Genomic DNA, 24777 nt, shown 5'->3' with positions numbered 1-24777 from the left:
CATGTGCGATCAGATTTCGACCATGCCGGAGCCACTTGCGGAGCTGGCGTGCTGGTCGCCCGACTCCCATCGGCGAAGGAAACCGTCCAGCTCGACCCGGTCGGCGAGGTTGTCGACGAGGCCGACGAGGCCCGCGAAGGCGGTTTCGAGGACGACGTCGAGGATCAGGCCGTCGTCGAGGCCGGCCGCGGCTGCCCGGTCCAGGACCGCGTCATCGACCCTGCCGCGGCCGACAGCGAGGGAACGGGCGAGCGCGTACACCGCGGCGTCGCGCGGCTCGGCCGGCTCGCGGCCGTCGCGCATCGCGGCGATGTCCGCGACGTCGATGTCGAGCCGGTCCAGCATCGTCGAGTGGAAGGCGACGCCGTACGCGTTGTCGACGGCGACGCCCACGGCGAGGCCGGCCACCTCGCGTTCCCGCAGCGGAAGCCGGGCCGTCCCGAGGGCGCGGCGCATCCCGTCGAACCCGGCGAGCAGAGCCGGAGAGCTGGCCATCGTGCCGGCCAGGTGGGGGACGATGCCGAGGTCGTCGGCGATGCCTCGTAGCAGCGGCGCGGCGTCGACGGGAGCGGATTCGGTGGTGTGGACGGTGAGCTTCATCGTCGTCGCCTTTCCTCGATGCCGCCGACGGCCGGCGGCTGCCAGCAGACTCCCGAACCGCAGGTGGCGGCGCGATTCCCTGGCAGGGAAGGGATTCGATGTCGGCGACCGGCTAGCGTCCGTGGCATGGTGCCGCCGGATGCCGCCTCGTTGCCCGGTTCGGCGCTCGGCGATCAGCTGCGCCACTGGCGGGGCCTCCGCCGGTTCAGCCAGCTGGATCTGGCGTCCGCCGCCGGGAGCACGCCCCGCTACGTGAGCTTCGTCGAGAGCGGCCGGGCCCGGCCAAGCCGCCAGATGATCGAGCGGTTGGCTCGTACGCTCGACATCCCGCTGCGCGACCGCAATCTTCTGCTGCTGGCCGGTGGCTACGCGCCGTCGTACGCCCATGAGCCGCTGGACAGCCCGCGGCTGCGCCAGGTCGGCGCGGCACTGGCGGCGATGCTCGACCAGCACGATCCGCTGCCTGCTGTGATCATGAACCGGAGCTGGGACGTGCTGCGGGCCAACCAGGGTGCCCAGCTGTTGTTCGGGCGGTTGTGCGCGCCTGAACCGGTGCCGGAGCCGGCCAACGTGCTTCGACTGGTCATCGAACCTGGCCCGGTCCGGCGGGCGATCCGAAACTGGAACAGCGTCGTCCCGCACCTGTTGGAACGGGCGCGTCGCGAGGCCGTGGGCGGAGTGCTGGATGACCGAACCGCCGAACTGGTGCGCGGGCTGCGGGCCAGGCCCGGCGTCGCCTCGCTGCTCGCCGCCCCGGAGTCGGGCCTGGAAGCGGCGCCCGTGGTCGACGTGCAGTTCGAGGTGGACGGCACACCGCTCAACCTGTTCTCCGTGGTGTCCACGATCGGCACGCCGATCGACATCACCGCGCAGGAGCTCCGGCTGGAGTCGTTCTTCCCCAGCGATGATGCGACCCGCGAGAACTGGTCGCGCCTGCGTGCCGCCAGCTGGGTCTGATCGGAGGGGTGCCCGCCATGCTCCCACGCGCGGCCGCGGCCGGTATCGGTGGTGTGATCTGGTTGATGGGCCATTGACAGGCTCTGGTGCTCCCCGCACACTTCGAACGCGATCTGTAGGTGGAAGCCGGTGCGAGTCCGGCACGGTCGCGCCACTGTGATCAAGCCTTCCCGCCCGTCCGGCGGTCGCTTGAGAGTCAGACCCACCTGCGGGTCCGGTCCGAATGTTCAGGGACGCGTGATCCCGAAGGGGGCTACCGTGAGTACCAACGCGCCTGTGGTCGAGGCACACGACCGAGCTATCTCCTCGCCCGTCACCTCACGAGCACTATGGCTCGGGGGCGTCCTCATTCTTTCGCTCCTGCTGTACTACTTCATCGGTATCGACCAGGGCGCGACGTCGCTGTTCGGTCAGGACAGCCACATCCATGAGTTCGTGCACGACGCGCGGCACTTCCTCGGCTTCCCCTGCCACTGAGCAGCCGGAGTCGTCATGGAATCGCGTTTCATTTTCCGCGCCCTCGGCGCCGGCGCTCTCGGCGGCCTGCTGGCGTTCGTCTTCGCCCGGATATTCGCCGAGCCGTTTATCCAGAGCGCGATCGACTACGAAGCGGGTCGTGACGCGGCCCAGGCGGAGCTTTACAAGGCCGCCGGCCTGACAGTCGGTGGGGAAGAGGCGGAGATCTTCAGCCGAGGGCTCCAGCGCAACCTCGGAATCGCCACCGGGATGGTGCTGTTCGGCCTGGCGATGGCTGGCCTGTTCGTCGTGGCCTACCTCGTCGTCTCCCGCCGCTTCCCCGACATCCGGCCGCGGGTGCTCGCGGCGCTCCTCGCCGCCGCCTGCTTCGTCGGCTTCTACGCCGTGCCGTTCGTGAAGTACCCCGCGAACCCGCCCGCGGTCGGCCACGGTGAGACGATCGGCGACCGCAGCGCGGTCTACCTGGCCATGGTCGGCATCTCCGCCGTCGCGCTCATCCTCGCCGTCGTAGCCGGATACCGCCTCGCCGGACGCTTCGGCGCGTGGTACGGCAGCCTGCTCGCGGCGCTCGGCTTCGTGGTCGTCGTCTCCGTCGCGATGGCGCTGCTGCCCGCCCTGGGCCACTTCCCGCTCAACGAGTCCCAGTACGGCAGGCACGCCACCGAAACCCCCCAGCCGCTGCTGGACCCGGACGGGAAGATCGTGTACCCGGGCTTTCCGGCCGACGTCCTGTTCAAGTTCCGGCTGTACTCGCTCATCGCCCAGATGATCATGTGGGCGACGATCGGTCTCGCCTTCGGCGCTCTCGCCGAGCGCGTCACCGCCAAGGCGAAGGCTCCCGCGCCGGCCACCCGTCCGGCAGGCGTCGTCACGGCGTCGCCGGCATCCTGACGGACCACGTACCCATCTCGACCGAAAACCCGGCGGGTCGCCCTCGGCGGCCCGCCGGGCCCGCGTCCGAGGTCACCTTCGGTGCGGCGGCTGGCGTCGCCGAAGTGGCGATGGCGGGCGACGCCGGGTCGCCGGCTGTCCCGTCGTTGACGGTGAAGCTCGACCGGCTCGAGCACCGGGACGACGGCACCGGACAGCCGCGTGCGGCGCTGGTCTGGCGGTTCGCCGCGCCGGTGCGGATGATCTCCAGCGCGGTGCTCGGCGGCGGGCTCGCGCGTGGTGAGTGGGTCATCAATGCCGGAGTGGCGCAGGACTATCGTCGGGACGATCCCGCTGGCCACCTCAGCGAGATCGCCGCCGAACTCGGTCTGCCGGAGGGTGGCGGTGCCGGGCTGATGACCGCGGCGGACGTCCGGCAGATGTGCGGCGCCAGTGATGGTGGTGTTCGATGCGACGCCACGGTCGGGCTGTCGTACCCGACGTGGGCCGCCGCGTCGGGTGACCTGCCGACGCGGGCGGCCAGGTGGCATCCCGGAACGGTCAACCTGGTCTGCCTGCTGCCCGTGCGGCTGAGCGACGCCGCCCTGGTCAACGCGGTCGTCACGGCCACCGAGGCCAAGAGCCAGGCTCTGCTGGAGGCCGGCGTGCCCGGCACCGGTACCGCGTCGGACGCCATCGTGGTGTGCTGCCCGGACGGACCCGCCGACCGAGGGTCGCAGGCCGAGTACTGCGGCCCGCGCTCGCAGTGGGGAGCACGGCTGGCCCGTGCCGTCCACGCGGCTGTCGCCGAGGGCACCGCGCGCTACGCGGTCCKATGGTCCGAACCCCCGATCTGAGCACGGTCGGTGCACRCGGAGACCAGCGCACGCGGAAACCAGCGCGCTTGGAGATCAGCGCACCCGGAGATCAGCCGGGGAGGCGGAAGTTGAAGATCTCGTCGTCGAAGACGTTGTAGTCGGCGTAGTCGAGCAGTTCGTAGAGCCTGGCCCTGGTCTGCATGCGGTCGACGACGCCGGCCTGGGTGCCTTCGTCCTTGAGACGGCGCAGGCCGTCCTCGACGGCGCCCATGGCGAGGCGTAGCAGGGTGACCGGGTAGATGACGAGGTTCACGCCGACCGACTCGAGCTGTGTCGCGGTGAACAGCTCGCTCTTGCCGAACTCGGTCATGTTCGCGAGGAGCGGCACGTCCACGGCCTCGCGGATGGCCGCGAACTCGCCCAGGTTGGCCATCGCCTCCGGGAAGATCATGTCCGCGCCGGCTTCGACGTAGGCCCTGGCCCGGTCGGCCGCCGCGCCGAGGCCCTCGACCGCGCGGGCGTCGGTCCGAGCGCAGATGACGAAGTTCGGGTCGCGGCGGGCCGCGACGGCCGCGCGGATCCGCCGGGCCATCTCGGCGGTCTCGACCACCGACTTGCCGTCGAGATGGCCGCACCGCTTCGGGTTGACCTGGTCCTCCAGATGGCAGCCGGCGAGGCCCGCGTCCTCGAGGACCTGGACGGTGCGGGCGACGTTCATCGGCTCGCCGAAGCCGGTGTCCGCGTCGACGATCGCCGGCAGGTCGGTCACCCGGGCGATCGCGCCGGACCGCCCGGCGACCTCGGTGAGGGTGGTCAGCCCGATGTCGGGCAGGCCCAGGTCGGCGGAGAGCACCGCGCCGGAGACGTACACCCCGTCGAACCCGAGCCGTTGGATGAGCAGGGCGGACAGCGGGTTGAACGCGCCGGGGAAACGCAGCAGCCCCCGGCCTCCGCTCTGGGAGGCGACCAGCGCCTCGCGCAGCGCTACCCGCCGGCTCGCCGCCGAGGTCTGGGCGTGCAGCATCGCGATTCCCTTCTGGTCGCTGGTTTCCTGCTGGCTAGAAGAGCCCGCCTGCGCAGCTGGCGGGCAGGGGCCGGTCGGGTACGAGGGTCAGCTCGCCCAGCTCGTCCGGGCGTAGCTCCGGCAGCCGCACCGCGGCGTCGAGGAAGCGGTCCTGCTCGCCGGTCGGCACGACGCCCGCCGCCAGCCGGCGGAACTTCGCCACGTACTCGGACCGCCCGAACGGCCGGGCGCCGAGCGGGTGCGCGTCGGCGACGGCGATCTCGTCCTCGACCACCGAACCGTCCGCGAGGGTGACAACGACCCGGCCGCCGAACGCCTTCTCGGCCGGGTCGGTCGCGTGGTAGCGGCGGGTCCACTCCGGGTCCTCGACCGTGGTGATCTTCCGCCACAGCTCGACGGTGTCGGGCCTGGCGGCGCGCTCGGGTGCATAGGAGCGCTCGTGATGCCAGTCGGAGTCCTGCAGCGCGACGGCGAAGATGTACGGGATCGAGTGGTCCAGGGTCTCGCGGCTCGCCGTCGGGTCGTACTTCTGCGGGTCGTTCGCGCCCGAGCCGATCACGTGGTGGGTGTGGTGGCTGGTGTGGATGACGACGTGGCGCACCGTCGCCAGCTCGGGGCCGAGGCGGGGGCCGAGGCGGCGGGCCAGGTCGATGAGCGCCTGGCTCTGGTACTCCGCCGAGTGCTCCTTGGTGTAGGTGTCCAGGATGCCGAGCTTGGGCTCGCCGGGGCCGGGCAGGCCGACGACGTACCGCGCCTGTGGGCCGTCGAGCAGCCAGGCGATCACCCCGTCCTCGCCCTCGTAGATCGGCGACGGCGCGCCCTGGCCCCGCATCGCCCGGTCGACCGCCTCGACGGCGATCTTCCCGGCGAACGCTGGCGCGTAGGCCTTCCAGCTGGAGATCTCACCCTTGCGGGACTGGCGGGTCGTCGTCGTGGTGTGCAGCGCCTGGCCGACGGCCTGGTAGACGGTCTCGGTGGGCAGGCCGAGCAGCGTGCCGATCCCGGCCGCGGCCGACGGCCCGAGGTGCGCGATGTGGTCGATCTTGTGCTTGTGCAGGCAGATCGCGCGGACCAGCGCCACCTGGATCTCGTAGCCGGTCGCGATGGCGCGCAGCAGCTCCCGCCCGCCGAGCCCGACGTGCTGGGCGGTTGCCAGGATCGGCGGGATGTTGTCGCCGGGATGGGAGTAGTCGGCGGCGAGGAAGGTGTCGTGGAAGTCGAGCTCGCGCACGGCGACGCCGTTCGCCCAGGCCGCCCACTCGGGGGAGACCCGGGTCTCGGGCGCCACGCCGAACACCGTGGCGCCGGCCCGCCCGGCCGCCGCGGGGTGCCGCAGCGCCTGCTCCCGGGCCGCGGCGACCGGCCCGCGGGCCAGCGACGCCGCCGCGACGCCGGCGTTGTCGATCATCCGGTTGATGACCATCTCCGAGACCTCGCCGGTCACCTCCACCGGGTCGGTCGCGACGGCGGCGATCTTCCAGGCGAGCTGCTCGTCCCGGGCCAGCCGCTCCTCGCTGCGGTAGACGCGCACCTTGTGCTCGATCATGCGGTCACACCTCTCCTCGGGGCGAGTCTCTCTCCGGTCCGGCATCTTGGCCTGGGACGGGTCGGGAGCCCCAACCGATGGTCCGATCGGACAGTTGGCCGGCTGGAGACCGGGGCCGGCCGAAGCCATGCACTCCTTGACACCTGATATATCAATCCGGCAGGCTGTTCTTGTGACAAGTGCGGCAGACAGCCCCCGTACGGATCTGGCGGACGACGCGCCGCGGCTCTTTCGCGAGGCCATGTCGCTGTTTCCCAGCGGCGTGACGATCGTGACGACGGCCGACCACACCGGGCGCTGGTGGGGCTTCACCGCCAGCTCCTTCTGCTCGGTCTCCATGGACCCGCCGCTCGTACTGGTCTGCCTCGCGGCGACGGCCGAGTGTCATCCGGTGTTCGCGGCGGCCGAGCGGTTCGTCGTGCACGTGGTGCATCCCGAGCACGCGGACCTCGCCGTCCGCTTCGCGACCAGGGGTGCTGACAAGTTCTCGGACGCCGGCTTCCGCTCGAACGAGCACGGTCTGCCCGTCCTCGACCGGGCGAGCGCGACGTTCGACTGCGTCACCCACGCGGTGCAGCCGGCGGGCGACCACTCGATCCTGCTGGGCCGGGTCGAGCGGACCTGGGTCGGCGACGATCTTCCCGCCGTCTATTTCCGCCGCAGGTTCCATCTCATCGGGGACGTCGCCTGAGACATTCCTCTCTGATATACGCTGATGGCCGTGTCAGCGTCGAGTCACCTACATCCGCCTGCTGGCGGAGTCATCGAGGGTGAGCGAGCGGTGACAACAGACGCCCCGGCTTCGGCGGGTGACGCCGACGGGACCGGCCTTCGTCGRCTCCGGCTGGGGGCGACCGYCAGGGACCGGGTGGCCGACGTTCTGCGCGACCAGATCATGAGCGGCCGGTTCGGCCCGGGGACGCGCATCGACCTGGACGAGACCGCCGCCTGGCTGGGCACGAGCCGGACCCCGGTGCGGGAGGCGTGCCTGACGCTGCAGTTCGAGGGGCTCGTCCAGGTCGCTCCCCGCAGCGGGGTCACCGTCATCGGCCTGCGCCAGCGCGACGTCGAGGACAACTTCGCCCTCAGCGCCCAGCTCGCGGGCTCCGCGGCGGCCTGGGCCGCGGAGCGGATCTCGGTGACCGCCCTCGACGAGGTGCGGCGGCTCGCCGATGGCGTCCGCGTCGCCGTCGAGGCCGGCGGTGACCCGAAGATGCCGAACTTCCTGTTCCACCGGGCGATCAACCGGGCCAGCGACTCGGTGCGGCTCATCGCGCTGATCCGCCAGACCGGGCGGATCATCCCGTGGTCCTTCTTCGACATGGTTCCCGAGCAGGCGGGCTGCGCCCTGCGGGAGCACGACGACATCGTCGACGCGCTTTCCGCCCGCAACGCCGCCCGCGCCCGCCGGGTCTCGGAAGAACATGTGATCAACGCCGGCCGGCTGCTCGTGGCCCGGATGTTCGGCCCTCAGCCGGCAGGCGACGCCGCTCCCCTGCCAGGCACCAGCGTCGCCAGCTAGCACGGTTCCCGGCGGGGTTCGCCGAACCGCCGGCGCGGAAATCGCCAGGACCGTACTCGGATCCGAACGTCGAACCGTTGCCTGTTCGGATCCGAGTACGGTCCCGCTGATCAGCCTCCCGTCAGGCTCCCGGTGCCGCGAAACTGCTGGCGGGCCGGGCGAGGCCCAGGTTCTCCCGCAGCGTCGAGCCGGTGTAGCTGGAGCGCATCAGGCCGCGGCGGCGCAGCTCGGGCACGACCATCCGGACGAAGTCCTCGAACGCGCCGGGGAAGTGCGTCGCGGCGAGGACGAAGCCGTCGCAGGAGCGGCTCTCGAACCACTCCTGCATCTGGTCGGCGATCTGCTCGCCGGTGCCGACGAACCGTGGGCCCTGCAGCAGGGAGGCCCGGTGGCTGGCGAGGGTGCGCAGGGTCAGCTTCCCGCCGCCGAGGTGCCGCTTCACCCCCTGGACGAGACCGCGGATGCCGGAGATGGAGGCGATGAGCTCGTCGGTGATCTCGTCGTCGAGCGAGTAGCCGGAGAAGTCGTGGTTGGTGAGCTCGGACAGCAGCGTCAGCGACGCCAGTGGGTGCACGAGCTCGTTGAGGAAGATGTTCTCCTTCTCCCGGGCGATCGCCTCGGTCTCGCCCACCACGGCGTAGACCATCGGCAGCATGCGCACGGCGGCCGCGTCGCGTCCCTCGGCCGTGATCTGCTCCTTCTGGGCCTTGTAGTGCTCGAGGGCGACAGCCTGGCTCGGGTCCGCGGTGAAGATCAGGTCGGCCCACCGGGCGGCGAAGCGCTGGCCCCGGCCGGACTGGCCGGCCTGGATGATGGGCGGGCGCCCCTGCGGCGGGCGGGGCACCGTGAGCGGGCCGCGCACGTTGAAGTACTTGCCCTGGTAGTTGATCTCGTGGACCTTGGCCGGGTCGGCGAAGATGCCCGCGGCGCGGTCCAGGACGAGGGCGTCGTCCTCCCAGGAGTCCCACAACTGGGTGACGATCTCGATGAACTCCTCGGCGCGGTCGTAGCGCTCGTCGTGGCCGAGGTGCTGCTCGACGCCGAAGTTGCGTGCCTCGGCGTCGTTCACCGAGGTGACGACGTTCCACGCCGCCCGGCCGCCGCTGAGGTGGTCGAGGGTGGCGAAGGTGCGCGCGACGTGGAACGGCGGGTAGTAGGTCGTCGAGTAGGTCGCCCCCAGACCCAGGTGCGACGTCGCCGCGGCGGCGGCAYCCAGCACCGCCGTCAGGTCCATCTTGACGGGACGGGCGCCGTAGCGGACCGCGTCGTCCGGGGACCCGCCGTAGATCGACGRCATCGCGAGGCGGTCGTCGAAGAACATCAGGTCGAACGTGCCGTCCTCGAGCGTCCGCGCGATCCGCTGGTAGTAGCGCAGGTCGAGGAAGTCCGGCGCCGAGTTCGGGTACCGCCAGGAGCCCGAGTACACCGACACGTTCGAGGCCTGCATGAAGGCGACCAGGGTGAGCTGATCGTCGCGTCCAGCGGACACGTCCACCCCTCTCAAGGTTGATATATCAGAGATGTGGTCACAGTAGACCCTCGGTGCGCCGCCGGGTCAACTCGGACGGAGAACATCGGGCGGAGAACAAGCAGCGTAGGACCGCCCCTCGCGGGTGTGTCCGCGCCCGTCCAGGCCGCCGCGGCGCCTCGCCGCGGCCCCGTTCGGCTCGCCGTGACGCGGCCGGATCCGGGGTCGACAGGGTGGCACGCATCCGCCGCGACACAACATGTGGGCTACTTGCAGGCCTGTGATTCTCATATGTAGGGTGAGGCACGCACTGGTTCGGCCGTCCCGCCAAGGGCGGCCGTCGTAAGAGGGAACCCGGCGAGAGTCCGGGACTGCCCCGCAGCGGTATGTGGGAACGACCGCCGTCAGGAGCACTGGGCGCGCGACGGCGCGCCTGGGAAGCGACGGCCAGTAGGTCCGTCGGCGCCACCGGTGCCGACGGGAGCCCACGAGTCCGAAGACCTGCCAGCGCGCCGCGCGCGAACACGCGCGCGGCGGTCCGACGGCCTCGAGGGAGGGCCGGGATCACCGTGCCGGAGCTTGTCCGGGCACGGGCACCTCGTCGGTCGCCACCATGGCCTGGCATCGTCGCGCCCCTGGTCGGTCGCGCCGCGTCGCCGCCGTGCGCCGGACCGTCAGGTGCCCGCCTGCCGGGATGCCCCCGAGACGGTGGCCTCCTCCCTGACGCCACCGGTCCAGACCGACGAGCGGACTCGCGCGAGGAGAGACGTTGACCGTCACCGAATCGTCCCCGACAGCAGACCCTGGCCTCGGGGCCAAAGGACGCGCGAAAGAAGATCATTTCCGCGCGTCCTTTGGCTCGACCGGCACCCAGGCGATGCGGGTCCGCCATCGCGGCGGCACGCTCGAACCCGTCGACGTCAGCGGGATCGCCGACGCGGTGGCACGCCGCGCGGATGATCTCGATCGGGTCGACCCGCTCCGGGTCGCGTCCCGCACGATCGGGGGGCTCTATGACGGGGTGAGCGCCGAGGAACTCGACAAGCTCGCCGTGCAGACGGCCGCGGACCTGATCGGTGAGGAGCCGCAGTACTCCCGGCTCGCCGCCCGCCTGCTCGCCGCGCTCATCGCCGACGAGGTCGCCGGTCAGGGGATCACCTCGTTCAGCGAGGGCGTCGCGAACGGCCACCGCCTCGGCCTCATCGGCGACCCGACCGCCGCGTTCGTCGCCGCGCACGCCGCCGAGCTGGACGCGCTCATCGACCCGGACGCCGACCGGGCCTTCGAGTACTTCGGCATCCGCACCGTGGCGKACCGCTATCTGCTGCGCCATCCGCGCACCCGGCTGGTCGTGGAGACCCCGCAGCGCTGGCTGCTGCGGGTCGCCTGCGGGCTGTCCCACGACGTCGCCGAGGCCGCCGAGCTGTACCGGTTGATGGCGTCGCTCGCCTACCTACCGAGCTCGCCGACGCTGTTCAACGCGGGCACCGCGCATCCGCAGATGTCGAGCTGCTTCCTCGTCGACTCGCCCCGCGACGAACTGGAGTCCATCTACGAGCGGTACAGCCAGGTCGCCCGGCTGTCGAAGTTCGCCGGCGGCATCGGGATCGGCTTCTCCCGGGTGCGGTCCCGCGGCGCGCTGATCCGCGGCACGAACGGGCGTTCCAACGGGATCGTGCCGTGGCTGCGCACCCTCGACGCCTCGGTCGCCGCCGTCAACCAGGGGGGCCGGCGCAAGGGCGCCGCCTGCGTGTACCTGGAACCCTGGCACCCCGACATCGAGGAGTTCCTCGAGCTGCGGGACAACACCGGCGAGGACGCCCGGCGCACCCACAACCTCAGCCTCGCGCACTGGATCCCGGACGAGTTCATGCGCCGGGTGCGCGCCGACGAGTCGTGGTCGCTGATGGACCCCGACGAGGTCCCCGAGCTGACGGACCTGTGGGGCGACGAGTTCGACCGCGCCTACCGGGCGGCGGAGACCGCGGGGCGCTACGTCCGCCAGCTGCCCGCGCGCGACCTGTACGCCCGGATGATGCGCACGCTCGCGCAGACCGGCAACGGCTGGATGACCTTCAAGGACGCCGCGAACCGGACTGGCAACCAGACCGCCGAGCCGGGAAACGTCATCCACCTGTCGAACCTGTGCACCGAGATCCTCGAGGTCACCAGCGACGCCGAGACCGCGGTGTGCAACCTCGGCTCGGTGAACCTGGCCCGACACCTGCTGGCGCCCCGGCTCGCGGACGGCGACCCGTCGACGTCCTCGACGGCCCCGACAGCGGACCCGGGTGGGCGGATCGACTGGGCGATGCTGCGGGCCACCGTCCGCACCGCGGTGACGTTCCTCGACCGGGTGATCGACATCAACTACTACCCGACCGGCGAGGCCKCCGCGAGCAACCCCCGGTGGCGGCCGGTGGGGCTCGGCGTGATGGGACTGCAGGACGTCTTCTTCGCGCTGCGGCTGCCGTTCGACTCCGCCGCCGCCCGGGAGCTTTCCACCAGGCTCTCCGAGGAGATCGTGCTCACCGCGCTCGAACGGTCCGTGGAGCTCGCCCGCGAGCACGGCCCGCACCCGGCGTTCGCGCAGACCAGGGCCGCGCGTGGGGTGCTGCACCCGGACCACTTCGACGTGACGCCGTCGCAGCCGGCCCGGTGGGCCGCGCTGCGGGCCGACATCGTCGAGCACGGCCTGCGCAACTGCCTGCTGATCGCGATCGCGCCGACCGCGACCATCGCGTCGATCGCCGGCTGCTACGAGTGCATCGAGCCGCAGGTGTCCAACGTGTTCAAGCGCGAGACGCTGTCCGGCGAGTTCCTGCAGATCAACAGCTACCTCGTCGAGGAGCTGCGCGGCCGGGGACTGTGGACGGCGCCTGTCCGGGAGCGGATCAGGGCGGCCGAGGGTTCGGTCCAGGAGATCGGCGAGCTGCCGGACGACCTGCGGGTCCTGTTCCGGACCGCCTGGGAACTGCCGCAGCGAGCGCTGATCGACCTGGCGGCGGCGCGGACGCCCTACATCGACCAGAGCCAGTCGCTGAACCTGTTCATGGCCGACCCGAACATCGGCCGGCTCTCGTCGATGTACTCCTACGCCTGGTCGAGCGGCCTCAAGACGACGTACTACCTGCGGTCGCGGCCCGCGACCCGCATCCAGCAGGCGACGGTGACGGCGGCGACCCACACCATCCCGACCCAGGAGACTCCGCGGGACGGCGAGGAGGCCGCGGCCGTCGCCTGCTCCCTGGAGAACCCCGAGATCTGCGAGGCATGCCAGTGACGACGCCCGCCGCTGGAACTGGGCCGATGCTGCTCGACCCGGGTATGAGCCTCACGCTGCGGCCGATGAGCTATCCGGCCTTCTACGACCGTTACCGGGCGGCGATCCGCAACACGTGGACCGTGGAGGAGGTCGACCTGCACTCCGACCTCGCCGACCTGCACCGGCTGAGCCCCGCCGAGCGGCACCTGGTCAACCGGCTGGTCGCCTTCTTCGCGACCGGCGACACGATCGTCGCCAACAACCTGGTCCTCAACCTCTACCGCCACATCAACGCGCCGGAGGCCCGGCTCTACCTGTCCCGGCAGCTGTTCGAGGAGGCCGTGCACGTCCAGTTCTACCTGACGCTGCTCGACACCTATCTCCCCGACGCCGACGAACGCGCCCAGGCATTCGCCGCCGTCGAGAACGTGCCGTCGATCCGCGCGAAGGCACAGTTCTGCTTCCGCTGGATCGACACGCTCGGCGGCCTCGACCAGCTGAGCACCCGCGCGGACCGGCGGGCTTTCCTGCTCAACCTCATCTGCTTCGCCGCCTGCATCGAGGGGCTGTTCTTCTACGGCGCGTTCGCCTACGTCTACTTCCTGCGCTCCCGGGGCCTGCTGCACGGGCTGGCGTCCGGCACCAACTGGGTGTTCCGCGACGAGTCCATGCACATGGAGTTCGCGCTCGACGTCGTGCGGACCATCCGGGCGCAGGAGCCGGATCTCGTCGACGGCGAGTTCGAGGCCTCGGTGCGCCAGATGCTCGCCGAGGCCGTCGACGCGGAGACCGAGTTCGCGCGGGACCTGCTGGCGGGGGGCGTCGCCGGGATGACCGTCGTCGACATGCGCGCCTACCTGGAGCACGTGGCCGACCGCCGGCTCGTCCAGCTCGGGTTCGCCCCGATGTTCGGGTCGGCGAACCCGTTCTCGTTCCTCGAGCTGCAGGACGTGCAGGAGCTGTCGAACTTCTTCGAGCGCCGGGTCTCGGCCTACCAGGTCGCCATCGCCGGCTCGGTCTCCTTCGACGAGGACTTCTGACCGGTCATCGGGTCGCGTTCCGGCGGGTACGAGCGGGGCTTCGGTCCAGGTCGAGATCGAGGTCGCCGCCCGGAGGCACGGCGAAGAACCCCGCGACCAGGGCGGCGTCGACGTCCGCGAGCGCGGGCGGCGACCAGCGCGGCGAACGGTCCTTGTCGATGATCTGTGCCCGGATGCCCTCGGCCAGGTCGGGGTGGCGCAGGCAGGCGGTGGAGACGCGGAACTCCTGGACGAGCGCCGCGTCCAGGTCCGCGAGCCCGGCCACTCGGCGCAGCGCGGCCAGCGTGACGGCGAGCGCCGTGGGCGACTTCGCCGCGATCTCGTCGGCCGCGGTGGCCGCCGCCGGATCGCCGCTGGCGCGCAGGCGCGCCAGGATCTCCTCGACGCTGTCCGCCGCGTAGCAGGTGTCGATCCAGCCGCGCTCGGCGGCGAGGTTCCCGCTGCCGGCGGGGACGGCCAGCGCGGCGACGGCGTCGCTCGGCGCCGTCCCGGCCGACAGGGCGCCGACCAGTGCCGGCAGCCGCTCGGCGGGGACGAGGTGGTCGGCGAGCCCGGCCGTGATCGCGTCGGCGCCGGACAGGCCGCCGGCGGTGAGCGCCGCGTGGGTGCCGGTCTCGCCGGGCATCCGGGAGAGCAGCCAGGTCCCGCCGACGTCGGGCACGAACCCGATGCCGGTCTCCGGCATGGCGATCCTGGAGCGCTCCGTGACGACGCGGACCGAGCCGTGCGCGGAGATCCCGACGCCGCCACCCATCACCAGGCCGTCCATCAGCGCGACGTAGGGCTTCGGGTAGTGGGCGATGAACGAGTTCAGCCGGTACTCGTCGGCCCAGAAGTCCACGGATCCAGTTCCGCCGGACCGCGCGTCGCGGTAGAAGGCCCGGACGTCGCCGCCGGCGCACAGTCCGCGCTCGCCGGCGCCGTCGACGACGACGCAGGTGATCGAGTCGTCGGCGGCCCAGTCGTCGAGCGCCTCGATCATCGCGAGCACCATGGCGTGCGTCAGCGCGTTGATCGCCTTCGGTCGGTCGAGGGTGAGTCGGCCGACGCGGCCGTCGACGCGGCGGATCACGTCGTCGGTACCCTCCGTCGCCAAGGTGGCGATGGACGTGGCGGCGGTCATCGGGCCTCCGCCAGCACCGAACGGGACGCGACCACCCGGATGATCTCGTTGGTGCTCTCGGGGATCTGGCGCATCCGTGGGTCTCGCATGATCGTCTCCAAACCAAACTCCGTGAGGTATCCGCTAGTTGCGAAGATCTCGCAACAACGAGATGGTGGCAGCATGGCTCAAGCAGCTCCCAGCGCCGGCGGGCTCACCCTGTCGTCGCGGCTGACCCAGTTCCGGCAGAGCCTCAGCGGCGCGGACAGGCGGTCCCTCGCCGGGATGACCGCGTTCATCGTGCTGCTGCACGCGTTGGGCTTCGTCGTCCTGCTCACCCTGGTCACCCCGCACGACTACCACCTCGGCGGCGACCACCCGATCTTCACCGCCGGCGTCGGCGTCCTCGCGTACACCTTCGGCCTGCGGCACGCCTTCGACGCCGACCATATCGCCGCGGTCGACAACGCCACCCGCAAGCTCATCGCCGACAACGTCGCGAAGGAGGCCGCAGGCAGCGGGCGCCAGCGCCGGCCGCTGTCCGTCGGGTTCTGGTTCTCCCTCGGCCACTCGACCATCGTCTTCGCGCTCGCGTTCCTGCTCTCCGTCGGCGTGAAGTCCCTGGTCGGCCCAGTCGAGGACGACTCCTCCAAGCTGCACACCATCACCGGCGTCATCGGCCCGTCCGTGTCCGGCGTCTTCCTGTGGATCCTCGGGATCCTCAACCTCGCCGCCCTGATCGGCATCATCAAGATCTTCCGCGGGATGCGGAACGGGACCTACGACGAGCAGGAGCTCGAACGCCGCCTCGACTCCCGCGGCTTCATGAACCGCTTCCTCGGCGGCCTGACCAAGACCGTCACCAAGCCGTGGAACATCTACCCCGTCGGCGTCCTGTTCGGGCTCGGCTTCGACACCGCCACCGAGGTCGGCCTCCTCGTGATGGCCGGCGGCGCCGCCGCGTTCAACCTGCCCTTCTACTCGATCCTGGTCCTGCCGATCCTGTTCGCCGCCGGCATGTGCCTCATGGACACCATCGACGGCGTCTTCATGAACGCCGCCTACGGCTGGGCGTTCGCCCGCCCCGTCCGCAAGGTCTTCTACAACCTGACGATCACCAGCATCTCCGTGGTCGTCGCCCTCGTCGTCGGCACCATCGAGCTCATCGGCGTCCTCGCGGACCGGTTCACGATCGAGTCCGGACCACTCGCCTGGATCGCCAACATCAACCTCGACTACACCGGCTATGTCATCGTCGGACTCTTCTTCGTCGCCTGGGCCGTCGCCCTGGCCATCTGGTACTTCGGCCGCGTCGAGGAACGCTGGACCGCCAGCCTGACCGCCGAGCCCGCCCCCACGACCGAATCGGTCTGACCACGACACCAACCCAGCTCCGGTCGCCGGCGAACACCGGACGTCCTGGAACCTGGATGCCTCAGGGGCATCGGGCCAGCCAGTCAGCCGCGTTTCAGTGAAAAGGACTGGCTTGCCGCCGCGGCGCATCGGCCGCGGCGGCCGGCCAGTCCGTCGGCGGCCAGCGGTCGTGGCTAGACGACGGGTGCGCCCTCGCCCTTCTGGTGGGCGCCGCGCTCGATGTGCTCGCGGTAGGCGGCGTCCTCGGCCGGGGTCGTGGTCAGGCCGTCAGCGGCGCGCATCGCGTCCTCGTCGATCGGGCCAACGTCGGCTCCGGTCACGGACTCGTCCCTGCGTCGGCCCTCCTCGGCCTCGGCGTACGCGTCGGAGTTGCGGAAGTCGGGATCGCGTTCCGGGTTCGGCATTGAATCGGCTCCACTTCCGAAAGGCTGTGCCGGCTGGCTGTGCTCACCTGCCTGCGGACCTTCCCAAGGATGGCGCCGTCAACCCGATCAGCCTGCTGCTTCCCGACCCCCGACCCCCGACCCTGAGCCCGATCCCGATCCTGACCCCGGTCATGCGGCCGAGGGAAGCGGTCTCGGCACCCCGAGGTAGAAGCCCTGAGCCTGGTGGACGCCCGCGGAGACGAGAGACCTCAGCTCGCCCGCCGTCTCGACGCCCTCGGCGAGCACACAGGCGCCGATGTCGCCGGCGAACTGGGCGAGGGCCGAGGCGAGCGCGTGCAGGTTCCGGTCGGTGTCGATCCGCTGGGTCAGCTGCCGATCCATCTTGATCACATCGGGTAGCAACTGGACGAGGTGGTGCAGGCTCGCGTAGCCGACACCGACGTCGTCGACGGCGGTGCGCACACCGCGGGCGCGCAGGTGATCCAGGGCGGCGCGGGTCGCCGGATAGTCCTCGATGCGCTCGTGCTCGGTGACCTCCACGATGATCCGGTCCGTGGGTTCGCTCGCGAGCAGCTTCGCCAACCGGCCGGACGCGACGGTCGCGGGCGAGGCGTTGACCGCGATCGCCAGCCCGTGAGGAAGGCGGGGGAGAACGCGCAGGGCCGCGTCGATCGCGGAGAGCTCGAGGTCTGTACCAAGACCGACCGAGACGGCGTCCGCGAACCATCGCTCCGGTGAGCCGAACCCGGGTGGGAACCGGGCCAGCGCCTCAGCGCTGGCCATCCGCATCGTGGCCAGATTGAACACGGGCTGGAACACCATCTTCGGCCCGCCGTCGTCGATCACCCCGCGGATCCGACGGAACCGCCGGTCACGCATCTGCCAGGCGGCGCCCGGTTCGCCCGAACCCGGTTCGCCGACACCGCGTTCGGAGACAGAAGGTTCGGCGACACCCGGTTCGGCGACACCGGGTTCGGAGACAGAGGGTTCGGCGACGGAGTACGACAGCGCATCGGCGAGCAGGGAGAGGAAATGCCCGTCCTTCTCCTGCAGCCTCGGGTCCGGCTCATGGCTCATACAGGTGAGCAGGCCATAGATCTGACCGTCAGCGCAGCGGACCTGCGCCGTGACGAGCGCGCCTATCCGCGGTCCGGTCCCCAGCTCACCGGCGGCCGGGTCGCCCGCCGTCCGCCGGTTCGATCGCACATCCGGCAGGACGGGTGGCAGCCGGCCGTCCCGGAGCTTCCCGCACAGCGACTCCGGATCGGCGGACACGAACCCGGGCGCGATTCCGAATGACTCCGCGTCGCCCTCGGTGGCCTCGACCACGAGGGCGTCACCGGCGGACCGCGAGAGGCAGGAAAGCTGCATGTCCAGGTGCTGCCGAGCCACTGACAGCATCCGGCGCACGGTCTGTCCCGGACGGTCGGGGCCGGCGCCGGCTGCCCGGCCCGCTCCCGCATCGCGGCATGTACACCCGTCGGCCACGTCGTCCCCCTCCGAGCCCCGCTCCATGGGTGACTCCCGACAATGCACAGGGATACCCCGACTGCGCCCCGGTTATGCCGAACTACTTACCGTGGCCGACGAGGCTGACCGCGAGCGGGCGGCGTGAAGACGAGCGGACGGCGCGATGACGAGCGGAAACCGCTACGACGAAACAGCCGCGGGCCCACCCACCGTGGTGGGCAGGCCCGCGGCTGTTACCGGCCGGCGCCGTGGTCTGTCAGTGGCGGGCGCTCGTCGTCGAGTGAGTCCGCGAGCGGCGACGCAGCCGCCGCAGACCCCGTGCCCCTGACCGGTCGGCCGCGTTCACGTCACGCCGAACCTCATGGCGGAGCCTCCGTAGCAACTTCATCGTTTCCTCCTCGGGCCTCGTCGTGTCCTTCGTCCGTCCGGACTTCGTCGTCCTGTCGCCGGCCTGGTCGTGACATGCCCGCCGCGGCGCCTATAACACTTCTCGTCCCGCGGTTCCTGTCTCAGTCGGTGTGCCGGAGTTCGTCAGGTCGGCGTTCGTCAAGGTCAGAGGTCGTCAGGTCGTCAGGTCGTCAGGTCGGCGGTCGTCAAGGTCGGCGGTCGTCGCGTGTTCGGTTCAGCGAACCGGCGGCCGGTAGTCGGTCGTCACCCGGCGGTCGTACTGCGTGGTGCGGGTCGCCGGGGCGTCGTCGTAGACCTCGACTTCAGGCTGCTGCGGCGGGTAGACGTCAGGCTGCTGCGGGTACACGACGCGCTGCCGCCGGCGCGGGGCGAACAGGAAGATGTCGAGAACGATCCCGGCCGCGCCGGCCACCATCAGCACCACGCCGATGACGGCGATGTCGAGCCCGGAAATCGAGACGTCGACGGCGAACGTGAGGATCGCACCGACCGCCATGAGGAAGATGCCGGCACCGATACCCATCGTGGGCTCCCTTCGGGGTGCCTCCCGGCTGGAGGCGATCACTTCGTGGCGTACCCGAAGAGATCGCTGGTATTCGATGGATACCGAGCGGATTGTGTTCCCAAATCCCGGGTGTGGCGCTGCCGACCCTTTTGGGGGTGCTGACCTGCGGTTTTGTGGCCCGCGCCGAGGGGCGGCTGGGTCGGACCGCATCGTCTCGTCGTGGTCTCACGACGGTTGGTTTTCCGTTCAGATCCCGTTGGGTGGCTCGATCACGGCGCGCGCCGCCTCCATCCAGTTCTGCCCCGAGAGCCTGCGAAACGCCTGGACGACCAGCGCGCCGAGGTCGAAGTCGGGGGAGAGGAGCCACTGGGCCGCGAGGCCGTCCCAGGCGGCCACGAACTGCCGCGCGACCTCTACCGGATCAAGGCTCGGATGCGCCTGGCCGGTCTTCTGGCGTTCGGCGACGAGGCGACCGTAGGCCTCGACGGCGACCCGGTTGTACCGGGCGAAGTAGTCCTCCGCCGGATGTCCGGGAGTCGCGGCGAGGCCGGTGAGGGCGAGCCGTAGCCGGAGCAGTGGCTCTCGCCGGGTCGAGACGCGCGCGGCCTCGGCGAGGGCGTCGATGTCGAGGCCGGCCAGGCCGTCCGCCGTGCGTACACCGTCCTTCTCGGCGTGGTGCACGGCGAGCTCCTGATCTCGTTCCAGGGCGGCGAGCAGGAGGTGGTCCTTGCTCGGGTAGTGGTAGAGGACCGTCGCCTCGCTCGCGCCCGCCCGCAGCGCGACCTCGGCCGTGGTCACGTTCGCGTGCCCCTTCTCGACGACCAGGTCGAGGACCGCCTGGGCGATCTCCCGGCGACGGGTTGCCGTCCGGGCGTAGTGACCGCGCGGGCCGCGGGCCGTGGAAGCCATGCAGCCGACCTTACCGACCTCAACTCTGAGTCAGTGGTAATAAGCGTTGCGTTCTGTGGTCGATGCCGGGCGAGGTCGCCCTCCGATCCCGTCAAGGTGACGTCGAATTTAAAAGTTGACTCAGGTTTGGGCGTAGGTCAGGATCGCCAGCGTGCCGACGCGGCCGGTCGAGGCGCGCGAGATCCGGTCGGAACCGGGGCGGCTGGAGGCCGGGCGGCCGGAGGCGCCCCGATGCCCGGGGGCGTGGTCTCGGGTCCGGGCCGGATGGCGGTGTGCCATCCGCAGGGGGCCGCGACGAACAAGCCGGGAGCCCCGCCGACGGGCCGCGGGCGTCGACGCGTCTCCAGGCCAGACGATCATGGGAGGAAATGTGAGGCGTTTGTTAACGCGATCGACCGCCGGGGGCGGTGGTGGTCGAAGTCGATCATTGTTTTCCGTTCCAGCGGCGGTGGCGATCGTCGGCATCGCCGCGGTCGCGTCCTGTTCGTCGAATGCTGACGCCGCCCCCAGCTCGCCGACCACTCCCGCGCAGGCGTTGAAGAGCAACGTCGGGAGCCCGTTGACCATCGGCACCGAACCGACGGCGGGAGCGCCCTGCGAGACCGGGGACAACGGCGGTCCCCTGGTGACCGAGTCCTGTGTCGACCCGGCGCTGAACAAGCCCTACGTGGACCTCGATGAGCGCCGGACGATCACCGATCCGGCCACCAGGGTCACCGTGAACGTCCGCTACGTGCACGGCGGCTTCACGGGGACCGCCGGGAAGTTCTCCTTCTACTTCCCGGACAAGTACGCCGGTCGGTTCTTCGAGTCGACCTACCCCACGCTCTCCACCGAGGACGCTGATCCGGCGACGGTCGTCTTCGCGATCTCGAACAACTCCTATGTGGTGTCGGACAACAATGCCGGCGGCCTGCCCGCGGGCGGCGTGATCGCGGGTTACGAGCTCAACGCTGCGTCCGCGAAGTTCTCCCGTGTGGTCGCGGCACAGGTATACGGCGACTCCGCCCGGCCGCGTGGCTACCTGTACGGCGCGAGTGGCGGTGCCTACCAGACCCTCGCCGCGATGGAGAACACCGACGGCGTCTACGACGGCGCGGTACCGATGGTCCCCGGCACCTCGAACGCGCTCCCGAGCAATCTGACCGTGGAGTCGTTGGGGCTGCGGGTGCTGAAGGACAAGCTCCCCCAGATCGACGACGCGATGGAGCCCGGCGGCAGCGGTGACCCCTACGCCGGCCTCGACGCGGAGCAGCGGGCGGTCCTGCGCGAGACGGCCCGGCTCGGCTTCCCGCTGAACGGCTGGTGGGACTACGCGAACATGAGCCCCAACCAGGTCGCGGCCATCGGCGTGGGCGTCCGGGTACTCGACCCGACCTATGTGGACGACTTCTGGACGAAGCCGGGATATGCCGGCACCGACCCGGCCTCGTCGGTCGCGAAGGCCCGGATCCAGTACACCGCCACCGTCACGGGCCTCGTCGGCTCACCCCCGACCGGCCTGGAGCTCTCCGGCCCGCCGACCGGCGACCTGACCGGCGCCGACATCGACGTCACGAGCGGCGCCGCCGCGGGCAAGTCCGTCGCGCTCGACAGCGCGAGTGGGAACACCCTCACCTTCGAACGCGGCGCGGACACTTCGGTGACCAGCGCGATCAAGCCCGGCGACCAGGTACGCCTCGACAACTCCTGGTATCTCGCCCTGCAGTACTACCAGCGCCACCAGGTCCCACCTGCCGACCAGGGCCTGACCGCGTGGGACCAGTTCCGCGACGCCAGCGGCAAGCCGCTCTACCCGCAGCGGGCGGCGCTCACAGGGCCGGTCTTCGCCCAGCAGGGCAGCGGCGGAGTTCCCACCGGCAGGTTCCACGGAAAGATGATCATGCTGGCGTCGACCCTCGACGCCCTGGCGTTCCCCTGGTCTGCCGACTGGTACCGCCAGCAGGCCAAGGCCATCCTCGGATCGAACCTGGATGGCAGCTACCGCCTGTGGTACATGGACAACGCCGGACACGGCCCGCCGCCCACGAAGGCCGCCCTGACCCACATCGTCAGCTACGACGGTGAGCTCCAGCAGGCGCTGCTCGACCTCGACGCCTGGGTCACCCGCGGAACTCCACCCCCCGCCACCACGGGTTACACGATCGACGAGAACACCCAGATCCACCTCGCCACCACCGCCGACCAGCGAGGCGGCGTCCAGCCGGTCGTCAGCCTGAGCATCACCAAGGTCGGAAAGGACAAGATCAAGCCGGCCGTCCGCGCGGACGCGAGGACCGGTCAGGCCGTCACCCTCTCCGTGGACGCGCGGGAGCCACCGGACGCCGGCAGGATCACCCGAGTCGAATGGGACTTCGACGGAACCGGCAGCTACTCGGAAAGCTCCAGACTCGGCAAGATCGATAGCTCCGTGCGGCTGACCACCAACCACGTTTTCACCAAGCCCGGTACCTATTTCGCCGTCGTCCGGGTCACCTCTCAGCGGCAAGGAGACGCCGGGGCGGCCTACACCCTCGTCCAGAATCTCGGCCGCGTCCGGATCGTCGTCAAATAGAAAGTGGCCTGACCTCGCGAGGAGCTTTGCGCGCTAAATGTCGCGGTTCGCGGCACTCGGGCCGCGAACCGCGACTCATGCGGCTGTCTGTGCTTCTGGCCGCGCCGCCGGGCACCCGGCGGTTGGCCTCAGCTGGGCGTCGGTGCCGCCGGGGTGGCAGGTGGCACCGACGCACCGGCGGGGGTGCCATCGCTCGCCGGCTGCCGCGGGTACCAGCAGACGGTCGACCAGTCGGCGCCGCGGTCACCACCGAAGTACCAACCGGCAGGCAGGAGCGTCCCCCAGTCGACCGCCAGGGGCGTCGTGAAGTCGACCGGGAGCTCGTTCGGGATCTGCAGCGGCAGCGCGCCCTGGTGGCAGCCGGTGCCGCCCGGGCGCACGAGGGGATGGCCCGCCTTGTGCTGGGTCTTGCAGGCGATCAGCGTCCCCGGCGGCCAGAAGTATCCGCTCAGCGCGTAGAAACCGGTGTCTATGTGGACGGCCGAGTGAACCGGCGCGTCTGTACCAGGAATGATTATGTTCGCCCGAATACCGCTCGGGCAGGTCGCGCTTGGCAGGCCGCCGGCCTGAGCGACGCCGCCCTCGCTCGCGATAAGCGCGAACGACGCGGCGAGCAGCACCGGCACCAGTGCCCAGCGTGTTTTTCTCGTCCTTGCTGTTCCCAGCATCCTCGAAACCTCCTCATCCCTGKCCGGTAGGCGCGGGCGGCGGATCGCGGCGCCCGCGTCGAACTCAGAGCCGGCGGGCCGACACCGCCGGTGGCCGGTGTTCCGCCGGATCGGCGGGACGTCGGACGGCAGATTAGACCCGAGGAATGGGTGGACAAGGAATCCGTGCCGGGCCTCGCCGTGTCGGGAATCCGACCCGGCCGGCGCGCACCCGACGGGCCCCGCGGTGCTCACGTTACCGTGATCCGTTGGGGATTATCGCATTCCTGGACGATACTGTCGATGCGGATGTCACGGCCGGATTCCCCCGGCGCGCGAGGTGGTTTGCCTGGGTACCGTGCCGCTAGGCGGGATGACGGGCCGGGGCTCTGGGAATGTTGCAGGGGCAACTTCGCGTGTGGTTTCCGCGTCATTAACTCGCACAGCTGAGTAGCAGATTCTCCTGGCCAGTTCAGCCCCGTTCAGTGCGGGCCCGTGCCGCCCGTATGTGGCCGAACCGGCCGCGATCCGCGCCGCCTGGCGGCGAACCTGCCAGCCAGCACCAGCACGGCGGCAGCCGTGACCAGCGCCCGGCGCGAGCGCGGCTACGGCCGGCCCGCCAGGCCCGAACCGCCCTCCCGCGGCGCCGGTCGAGCCGTCCGAGGCGGTCGAGCCGTCGGCGCTGGACGAGCCGCCGACCGCGACCGCCCGCCCCCGCGCCGCCGCGCGCCCTCGCGCGGCGAGGGCGGTCGGCGCGTCTGTGGCGCTGGTCGTCCTCACGCTCACGCTGAGCCTGCCGGCATGGCCGGCCCGGGCCGCCGTCAGCATCACCCCCCGACCGACCGCCGCGCTCGGCTCACCGACACTGACGGTGACCATCCCGGCGTCCGCGGTCGCGGGCGCGTACAGCTGCGTGCTCACCCACTCGGTGGCCTGACTTCCACCCGGTGTCCCGCCGATGGGCCGGCGAGTGCCGCCGCCACCGCATACGGCAGGTGCCGTGGCCATACCAACAGGCCGCGCGCCAGTGACCGGATTCCCAGGCGCAATGGTGTCAACCTGTCCACGCAGTGCCGCCAGGCAGCGATCTCGTCGGCGGCGAACCGGGTTCCGGCCAGCCCGGCCCGGAAACGCCGCGCGTCCCCGCCGTCATTGCGCCATGACGCAAGCCACGCCCGCACCTCGGCGTCGGAGGACGGCAGCGTCCAGCTCCGCAGACCCTCCGCGACCCGCCCACCGGCCGCGATCACGAACCCGTCCGCGCCACCACCCGCGATCGAGTGAACCCGGCCGGAGCTGCGGCCGCCGGCCCGGATCGACGCCGAACTGAACCGGGCCCGGACGGCGAGCGCCGCCACCGCGTGCCCCGCCTCGTGCCAGGCGGTGACCACGGCCTCCGCGCGGGCGGGCGCGTAGGTCCCGGCGAACCCGCCCTCGTAGCGCTGCCTGATCCAGACGTCGTGGACGAGTGACTCGTCGTCGTAGCGCGCGAGACGGGCCAGCTCGGCCCGCACCGCCTCCAGGGTCCGCGTTTCCCCCGGTGTCATCTCGCGACTATGGCACCCGGCGGGAAATCCGGTCGACGTGGTCGGTGAGCGCCCCTAACATCACCCGCACCAGACCGTGATGATGGGAGACCGGAGATGACAGTCCCGCGTTCCCAGCAGCGCGCCGCCGCCCGTCGGGCCGCCGCGCTGTCGGTCGGGCGCGTGCTGCACCGGTTCACGCTGGCATCCACCGCCGCCCGCGGTTAGGCCCGGCGGCGTTCCGCCACAACCGCCGTATCGACGCGTCCCCTCGTCCGGCCTTCCGGCCGGCGACGTCCGCGTTCCGTC

Annotated in this window: 23 protein-coding genes and 1 riboswitch; of the genes, 11 read left to right on the top strand and 12 right to left on the bottom strand. The window is 70.9% G+C overall.

The genetic code is table 11. The annotated features are described in order from the left end of the window. Positions 1 to 9: 9 nt before the first annotated feature. Positions 10 to 600, bottom strand: a complete 591-nt coding sequence (locus BCD49_RS25455) for a carboxymuconolactone decarboxylase family protein (RefSeq protein ID WP_007511333.1) — start codon at positions 598 to 600, stop codon at positions 10 to 12. 126 nt (positions 601 to 726) lie between these two features. Between BCD49_RS25455 and BCD49_RS25450 the strand changes: the two genes are divergently transcribed. The 4 genes from BCD49_RS25450 to BCD49_RS25435 all read left to right on the top strand — a co-directional run bounded on the left by BCD49_RS25450 (position 727) and on the right by BCD49_RS25435 (position 3761). Further along, on the top strand, positions 727 to 1557 hold the full coding sequence (locus tag BCD49_RS25450) for a helix-turn-helix domain-containing protein (RefSeq protein WP_007511334.1): 831 nt from the start codon (positions 727 to 729) through the stop codon (positions 1555 to 1557). Positions 1558 to 1815: 258 nt separating this feature from the next. After that, positions 1816 to 2034: a CbtB domain-containing protein gene (locus BCD49_RS25445; RefSeq protein ID WP_007511335.1), complete on the top strand. Its 219-nt coding sequence runs from the start codon at positions 1816 to 1818 to the stop codon at positions 2032 to 2034. 15 nt (positions 2035 to 2049) lie between these two features. Next, on the top strand, positions 2050 to 2925 hold the full coding sequence (locus BCD49_RS25440; RefSeq protein ID WP_007511336.1) for a CbtA family protein: 876 nt from the start codon (positions 2050 to 2052) through the stop codon (positions 2923 to 2925). Between the two features lie 110 nt (positions 2926 to 3035). Then, the gene (locus BCD49_RS25435) at positions 3036 to 3761 is read left to right on the top strand and encodes an adenosylcobinamide amidohydrolase (RefSeq protein ID WP_071041993.1); all 726 of its coding nucleotides are present in this window, start codon (positions 3036 to 3038) and stop codon (positions 3759 to 3761) included. A 70-nt stretch (positions 3762 to 3831) separates the two neighbouring features. On the opposite strand, the gene prpB is transcribed toward BCD49_RS25435, so the two are convergent. Continuing rightward, a complete protein-coding gene (gene prpB / locus BCD49_RS25430) occupies positions 3832 to 4746 on the bottom strand; it encodes a methylisocitrate lyase (protein ID WP_007511338.1) in 915 nt (304 codons plus the stop codon). A gap of 34 nt (positions 4747 to 4780) precedes the next feature. After that, positions 4781 to 6292 (bottom strand): MmgE/PrpD family protein, encoded by a 1512-nt coding sequence (locus BCD49_RS25425; protein WP_007511339.1) that lies wholly within the window; start codon positions 6290 to 6292, stop codon positions 4781 to 4783. Between the two features lie 172 nt (positions 6293 to 6464). On the opposite strand from BCD49_RS25425, the gene BCD49_RS25420 reads away from it, so the two are divergent. Both BCD49_RS25420 and BCD49_RS25415 read left to right on the top strand, forming a co-directional pair. After that, positions 6465 to 6983, top strand: a complete 519-nt coding sequence (locus BCD49_RS25420; protein WP_007511340.1) for a flavin reductase family protein — start codon at positions 6465 to 6467, stop codon at positions 6981 to 6983. A gap of 177 nt (positions 6984 to 7160) precedes the next feature. Next, complete coding sequence (locus tag BCD49_RS25415) at positions 7161 to 7814, top strand: GntR family transcriptional regulator (protein WP_063630282.1); 654 nt, start codon at positions 7161 to 7163, stop codon at positions 7812 to 7814. 121 nt (positions 7815 to 7935) lie between these two features. Here the strand turns inward: BCD49_RS25415 and BCD49_RS25410 are convergent, their stop codons facing one another. Next, positions 7936 to 9261 (bottom strand): LLM class flavin-dependent oxidoreductase, encoded by a 1326-nt coding sequence (locus BCD49_RS25410; RefSeq protein WP_071041992.1) that lies wholly within the window; start codon positions 9259 to 9261, stop codon positions 7936 to 7938. 315 nt (positions 9262 to 9576) lie between these two features. Next, positions 9577 to 9805, top strand: a riboswitch (cobalamin riboswitch). Positions 9806 to 10051: 246 nt separating this feature from the next. Here BCD49_RS25410 and BCD49_RS25405 point away from each other — a divergent pair. Continuing rightward, a complete protein-coding gene (locus BCD49_RS25405) occupies positions 10052 to 12565 on the top strand; it encodes a ribonucleoside-diphosphate reductase subunit alpha (RefSeq protein ID WP_116439428.1) in 2514 nt (837 codons plus the stop codon). Then, on the top strand, positions 12556 to 13587 hold the full coding sequence (locus BCD49_RS25400; protein WP_035925121.1) for a ribonucleotide-diphosphate reductase subunit beta: 1032 nt from the start codon (positions 12556 to 12558) through the stop codon (positions 13585 to 13587). The genes BCD49_RS25405 and BCD49_RS25400 overlap by 10 nt, the downstream gene beginning before the upstream one ends. Before the next feature lie 4 nt (positions 13588 to 13591). On the opposite strand, the gene BCD49_RS25395 is transcribed toward BCD49_RS25400, so the two are convergent. Next, positions 13592 to 14710 (bottom strand): enoyl-CoA hydratase/isomerase family protein, encoded by a 1119-nt coding sequence (locus BCD49_RS25395; RefSeq protein WP_007511346.1) that lies wholly within the window; start codon positions 14708 to 14710, stop codon positions 13592 to 13594. Beyond that, entirely contained in the window at positions 14707 to 14799 is a 93-nt protein-coding gene (locus BCD49_RS46490) for a hypothetical protein (RefSeq protein ID WP_007511348.1), read from the bottom strand. The genes BCD49_RS25395 and BCD49_RS46490 overlap by 4 nt, the downstream gene beginning before the upstream one ends. A 73-nt stretch (positions 14800 to 14872) precedes the next feature. Here BCD49_RS46490 and BCD49_RS25390 point away from each other — a divergent pair, with 73 nt between their 5' ends. Further along, positions 14873 to 16063, top strand: a complete 1191-nt coding sequence (locus tag BCD49_RS25390) for a HoxN/HupN/NixA family nickel/cobalt transporter (protein WP_007511349.1) — start codon at positions 14873 to 14875, stop codon at positions 16061 to 16063. Positions 16064 to 16236: 173 nt separating this feature from the next. Here BCD49_RS25390 and BCD49_RS25385 read toward each other — a convergent pair whose 3' ends face one another. The 4 genes from BCD49_RS25385 to BCD49_RS25370 all read right to left on the bottom strand — a co-directional run bounded on the left by BCD49_RS25385 (position 16237) and on the right by BCD49_RS25370 (position 19741). Next, on the bottom strand, positions 16237 to 16467 hold the full coding sequence (locus tag BCD49_RS25385; protein WP_007511351.1) for a hypothetical protein: 231 nt from the start codon (positions 16465 to 16467) through the stop codon (positions 16237 to 16239). A 150-nt stretch (positions 16468 to 16617) separates the two neighbouring features. Continuing rightward, positions 16618 to 17964: an EAL domain-containing protein gene (locus BCD49_RS44280; protein ID WP_007511352.1), complete on the bottom strand. Its 1347-nt coding sequence runs from the start codon at positions 17962 to 17964 to the stop codon at positions 16618 to 16620. A 577-nt stretch (positions 17965 to 18541) separates the two neighbouring features. After that, positions 18542 to 18850: a DUF6458 family protein gene (locus BCD49_RS25375; protein WP_007511354.1), complete on the bottom strand. Its 309-nt coding sequence runs from the start codon at positions 18848 to 18850 to the stop codon at positions 18542 to 18544. 228 nt (positions 18851 to 19078) lie between these two features. After that, complete coding sequence (locus BCD49_RS25370) at positions 19079 to 19741, bottom strand: TetR/AcrR family transcriptional regulator (RefSeq protein ID WP_007511356.1); 663 nt, start codon at positions 19739 to 19741, stop codon at positions 19079 to 19081. Positions 19742 to 20168: 427 nt separating this feature from the next. Here BCD49_RS25370 and BCD49_RS25365 point away from each other — a divergent pair, with 427 nt between their 5' ends. Continuing rightward, on the top strand, positions 20169 to 22295 hold the full coding sequence (locus BCD49_RS25365) for a PKD domain-containing protein (RefSeq protein WP_241832395.1): 2127 nt from the start codon (positions 20169 to 20171) through the stop codon (positions 22293 to 22295). A gap of 128 nt (positions 22296 to 22423) precedes the next feature. Here the strand turns inward: BCD49_RS25365 and BCD49_RS25360 are convergent, their stop codons facing one another. Next, positions 22424 to 22963 (bottom strand): hypothetical protein, encoded by a 540-nt coding sequence (locus BCD49_RS25360; RefSeq protein WP_007511360.1) that lies wholly within the window; start codon positions 22961 to 22963, stop codon positions 22424 to 22426. 739 nt (positions 22964 to 23702) lie between these two features. On the opposite strand from BCD49_RS25360, the gene BCD49_RS43700 reads away from it, so the two are divergent. Continuing rightward, entirely contained in the window at positions 23703 to 23879 is a 177-nt protein-coding gene (locus BCD49_RS43700) for a hypothetical protein (RefSeq protein WP_007511362.1), read from the top strand. Here the strand turns inward: BCD49_RS43700 and BCD49_RS25355 are convergent. Further along, on the bottom strand, positions 23860 to 24489 hold the full coding sequence (locus BCD49_RS25355) for a hypothetical protein (RefSeq protein WP_007511365.1): 630 nt from the start codon (positions 24487 to 24489) through the stop codon (positions 23860 to 23862). The genes BCD49_RS43700 and BCD49_RS25355 overlap by 20 nt on opposite strands. Between the last annotated feature and the right edge of the window lie 288 nt (positions 24490 to 24777).

The sequence above is a fragment of the Pseudofrankia sp. EUN1h genome (assembly GCF_001854645.1).
GTDB classification, from domain to species: Bacteria; Actinomycetota; Actinomycetes; order Frankiales; family Frankiaceae; genus Pseudofrankia; species Pseudofrankia saprophytica.
Note: the sequence above shows the minus strand (reverse complement) of the source record. Positions and strands in the feature narration are given on the sequence as shown.

Coding starts and splice junctions, on each gene's coding strand:
- BCD49_RS25440 (WP_007511336.1), top strand. CDS start 2,050: ATGGAATCGCGTTTCATTTTCCGCGCCCTCGGCGCCGGCGCTCTCGGC.
- BCD49_RS25385 (WP_007511351.1), bottom strand. CDS start 16,467: ATGCCGAACCCGGAACGCGATCCCGACTTCCGCAACTCCGACGCGTAC.
- BCD49_RS25375 (WP_007511354.1), bottom strand. CDS start 18,850: ATGGGTATCGGTGCCGGCATCTTCCTCATGGCGGTCGGTGCGATCCTC.
- BCD49_RS25450 (WP_007511334.1), top strand. CDS start 727: ATGGTGCCGCCGGATGCCGCCTCGTTGCCCGGTTCGGCGCTCGGCGAT.
- BCD49_RS25390 (WP_007511349.1), top strand. CDS start 14,873: ATGGCTCAAGCAGCTCCCAGCGCCGGCGGGCTCACCCTGTCGTCGCGG.
- BCD49_RS25400 (WP_035925121.1), top strand. CDS start 12,556: ATGCCAGTGACGACGCCCGCCGCTGGAACTGGGCCGATGCTGCTCGAC.
- BCD49_RS25425 (WP_007511339.1), bottom strand. CDS start 6,292: ATGATCGAGCACAAGGTGCGCGTCTACCGCAGCGAGGAGCGGCTGGCC.
- BCD49_RS25360 (WP_007511360.1), bottom strand. CDS start 22,963: ATGCTGGGAACAGCAAGGACGAGAAAAACACGCTGGGCACTGGTGCCG.
- BCD49_RS44280 (WP_007511352.1), bottom strand. CDS start 17,964: ATGGAGCGGGGCTCGGAGGGGGACGACGTGGCCGACGGGTGTACATGC.
- BCD49_RS25370 (WP_007511356.1), bottom strand. CDS start 19,741: ATGGCTTCCACGGCCCGCGGCCCGCGCGGTCACTACGCCCGGACGGCA.
- BCD49_RS25355 (WP_007511365.1), bottom strand. CDS start 24,489: ATGACACCGGGGGAAACGCGGACCCTGGAGGCGGTGCGGGCCGAGCTG.
- BCD49_RS25395 (WP_007511346.1), bottom strand. CDS start 14,710: ATGACCGCCGCCACGTCCATCGCCACCTTGGCGACGGAGGGTACCGAC.
- BCD49_RS25455 (WP_007511333.1), bottom strand. CDS start 600: ATGAAGCTCACCGTCCACACCACCGAATCCGCTCCCGTCGACGCCGCG.
- prpB (WP_007511338.1), bottom strand. CDS start 4,746: ATGCTGCACGCCCAGACCTCGGCGGCGAGCCGGCGGGTAGCGCTGCGC.
- BCD49_RS46490 (WP_007511348.1), bottom strand. CDS start 14,799: ATGCGAGACCCACGGATGCGCCAGATCCCCGAGAGCACCAACGAGATC.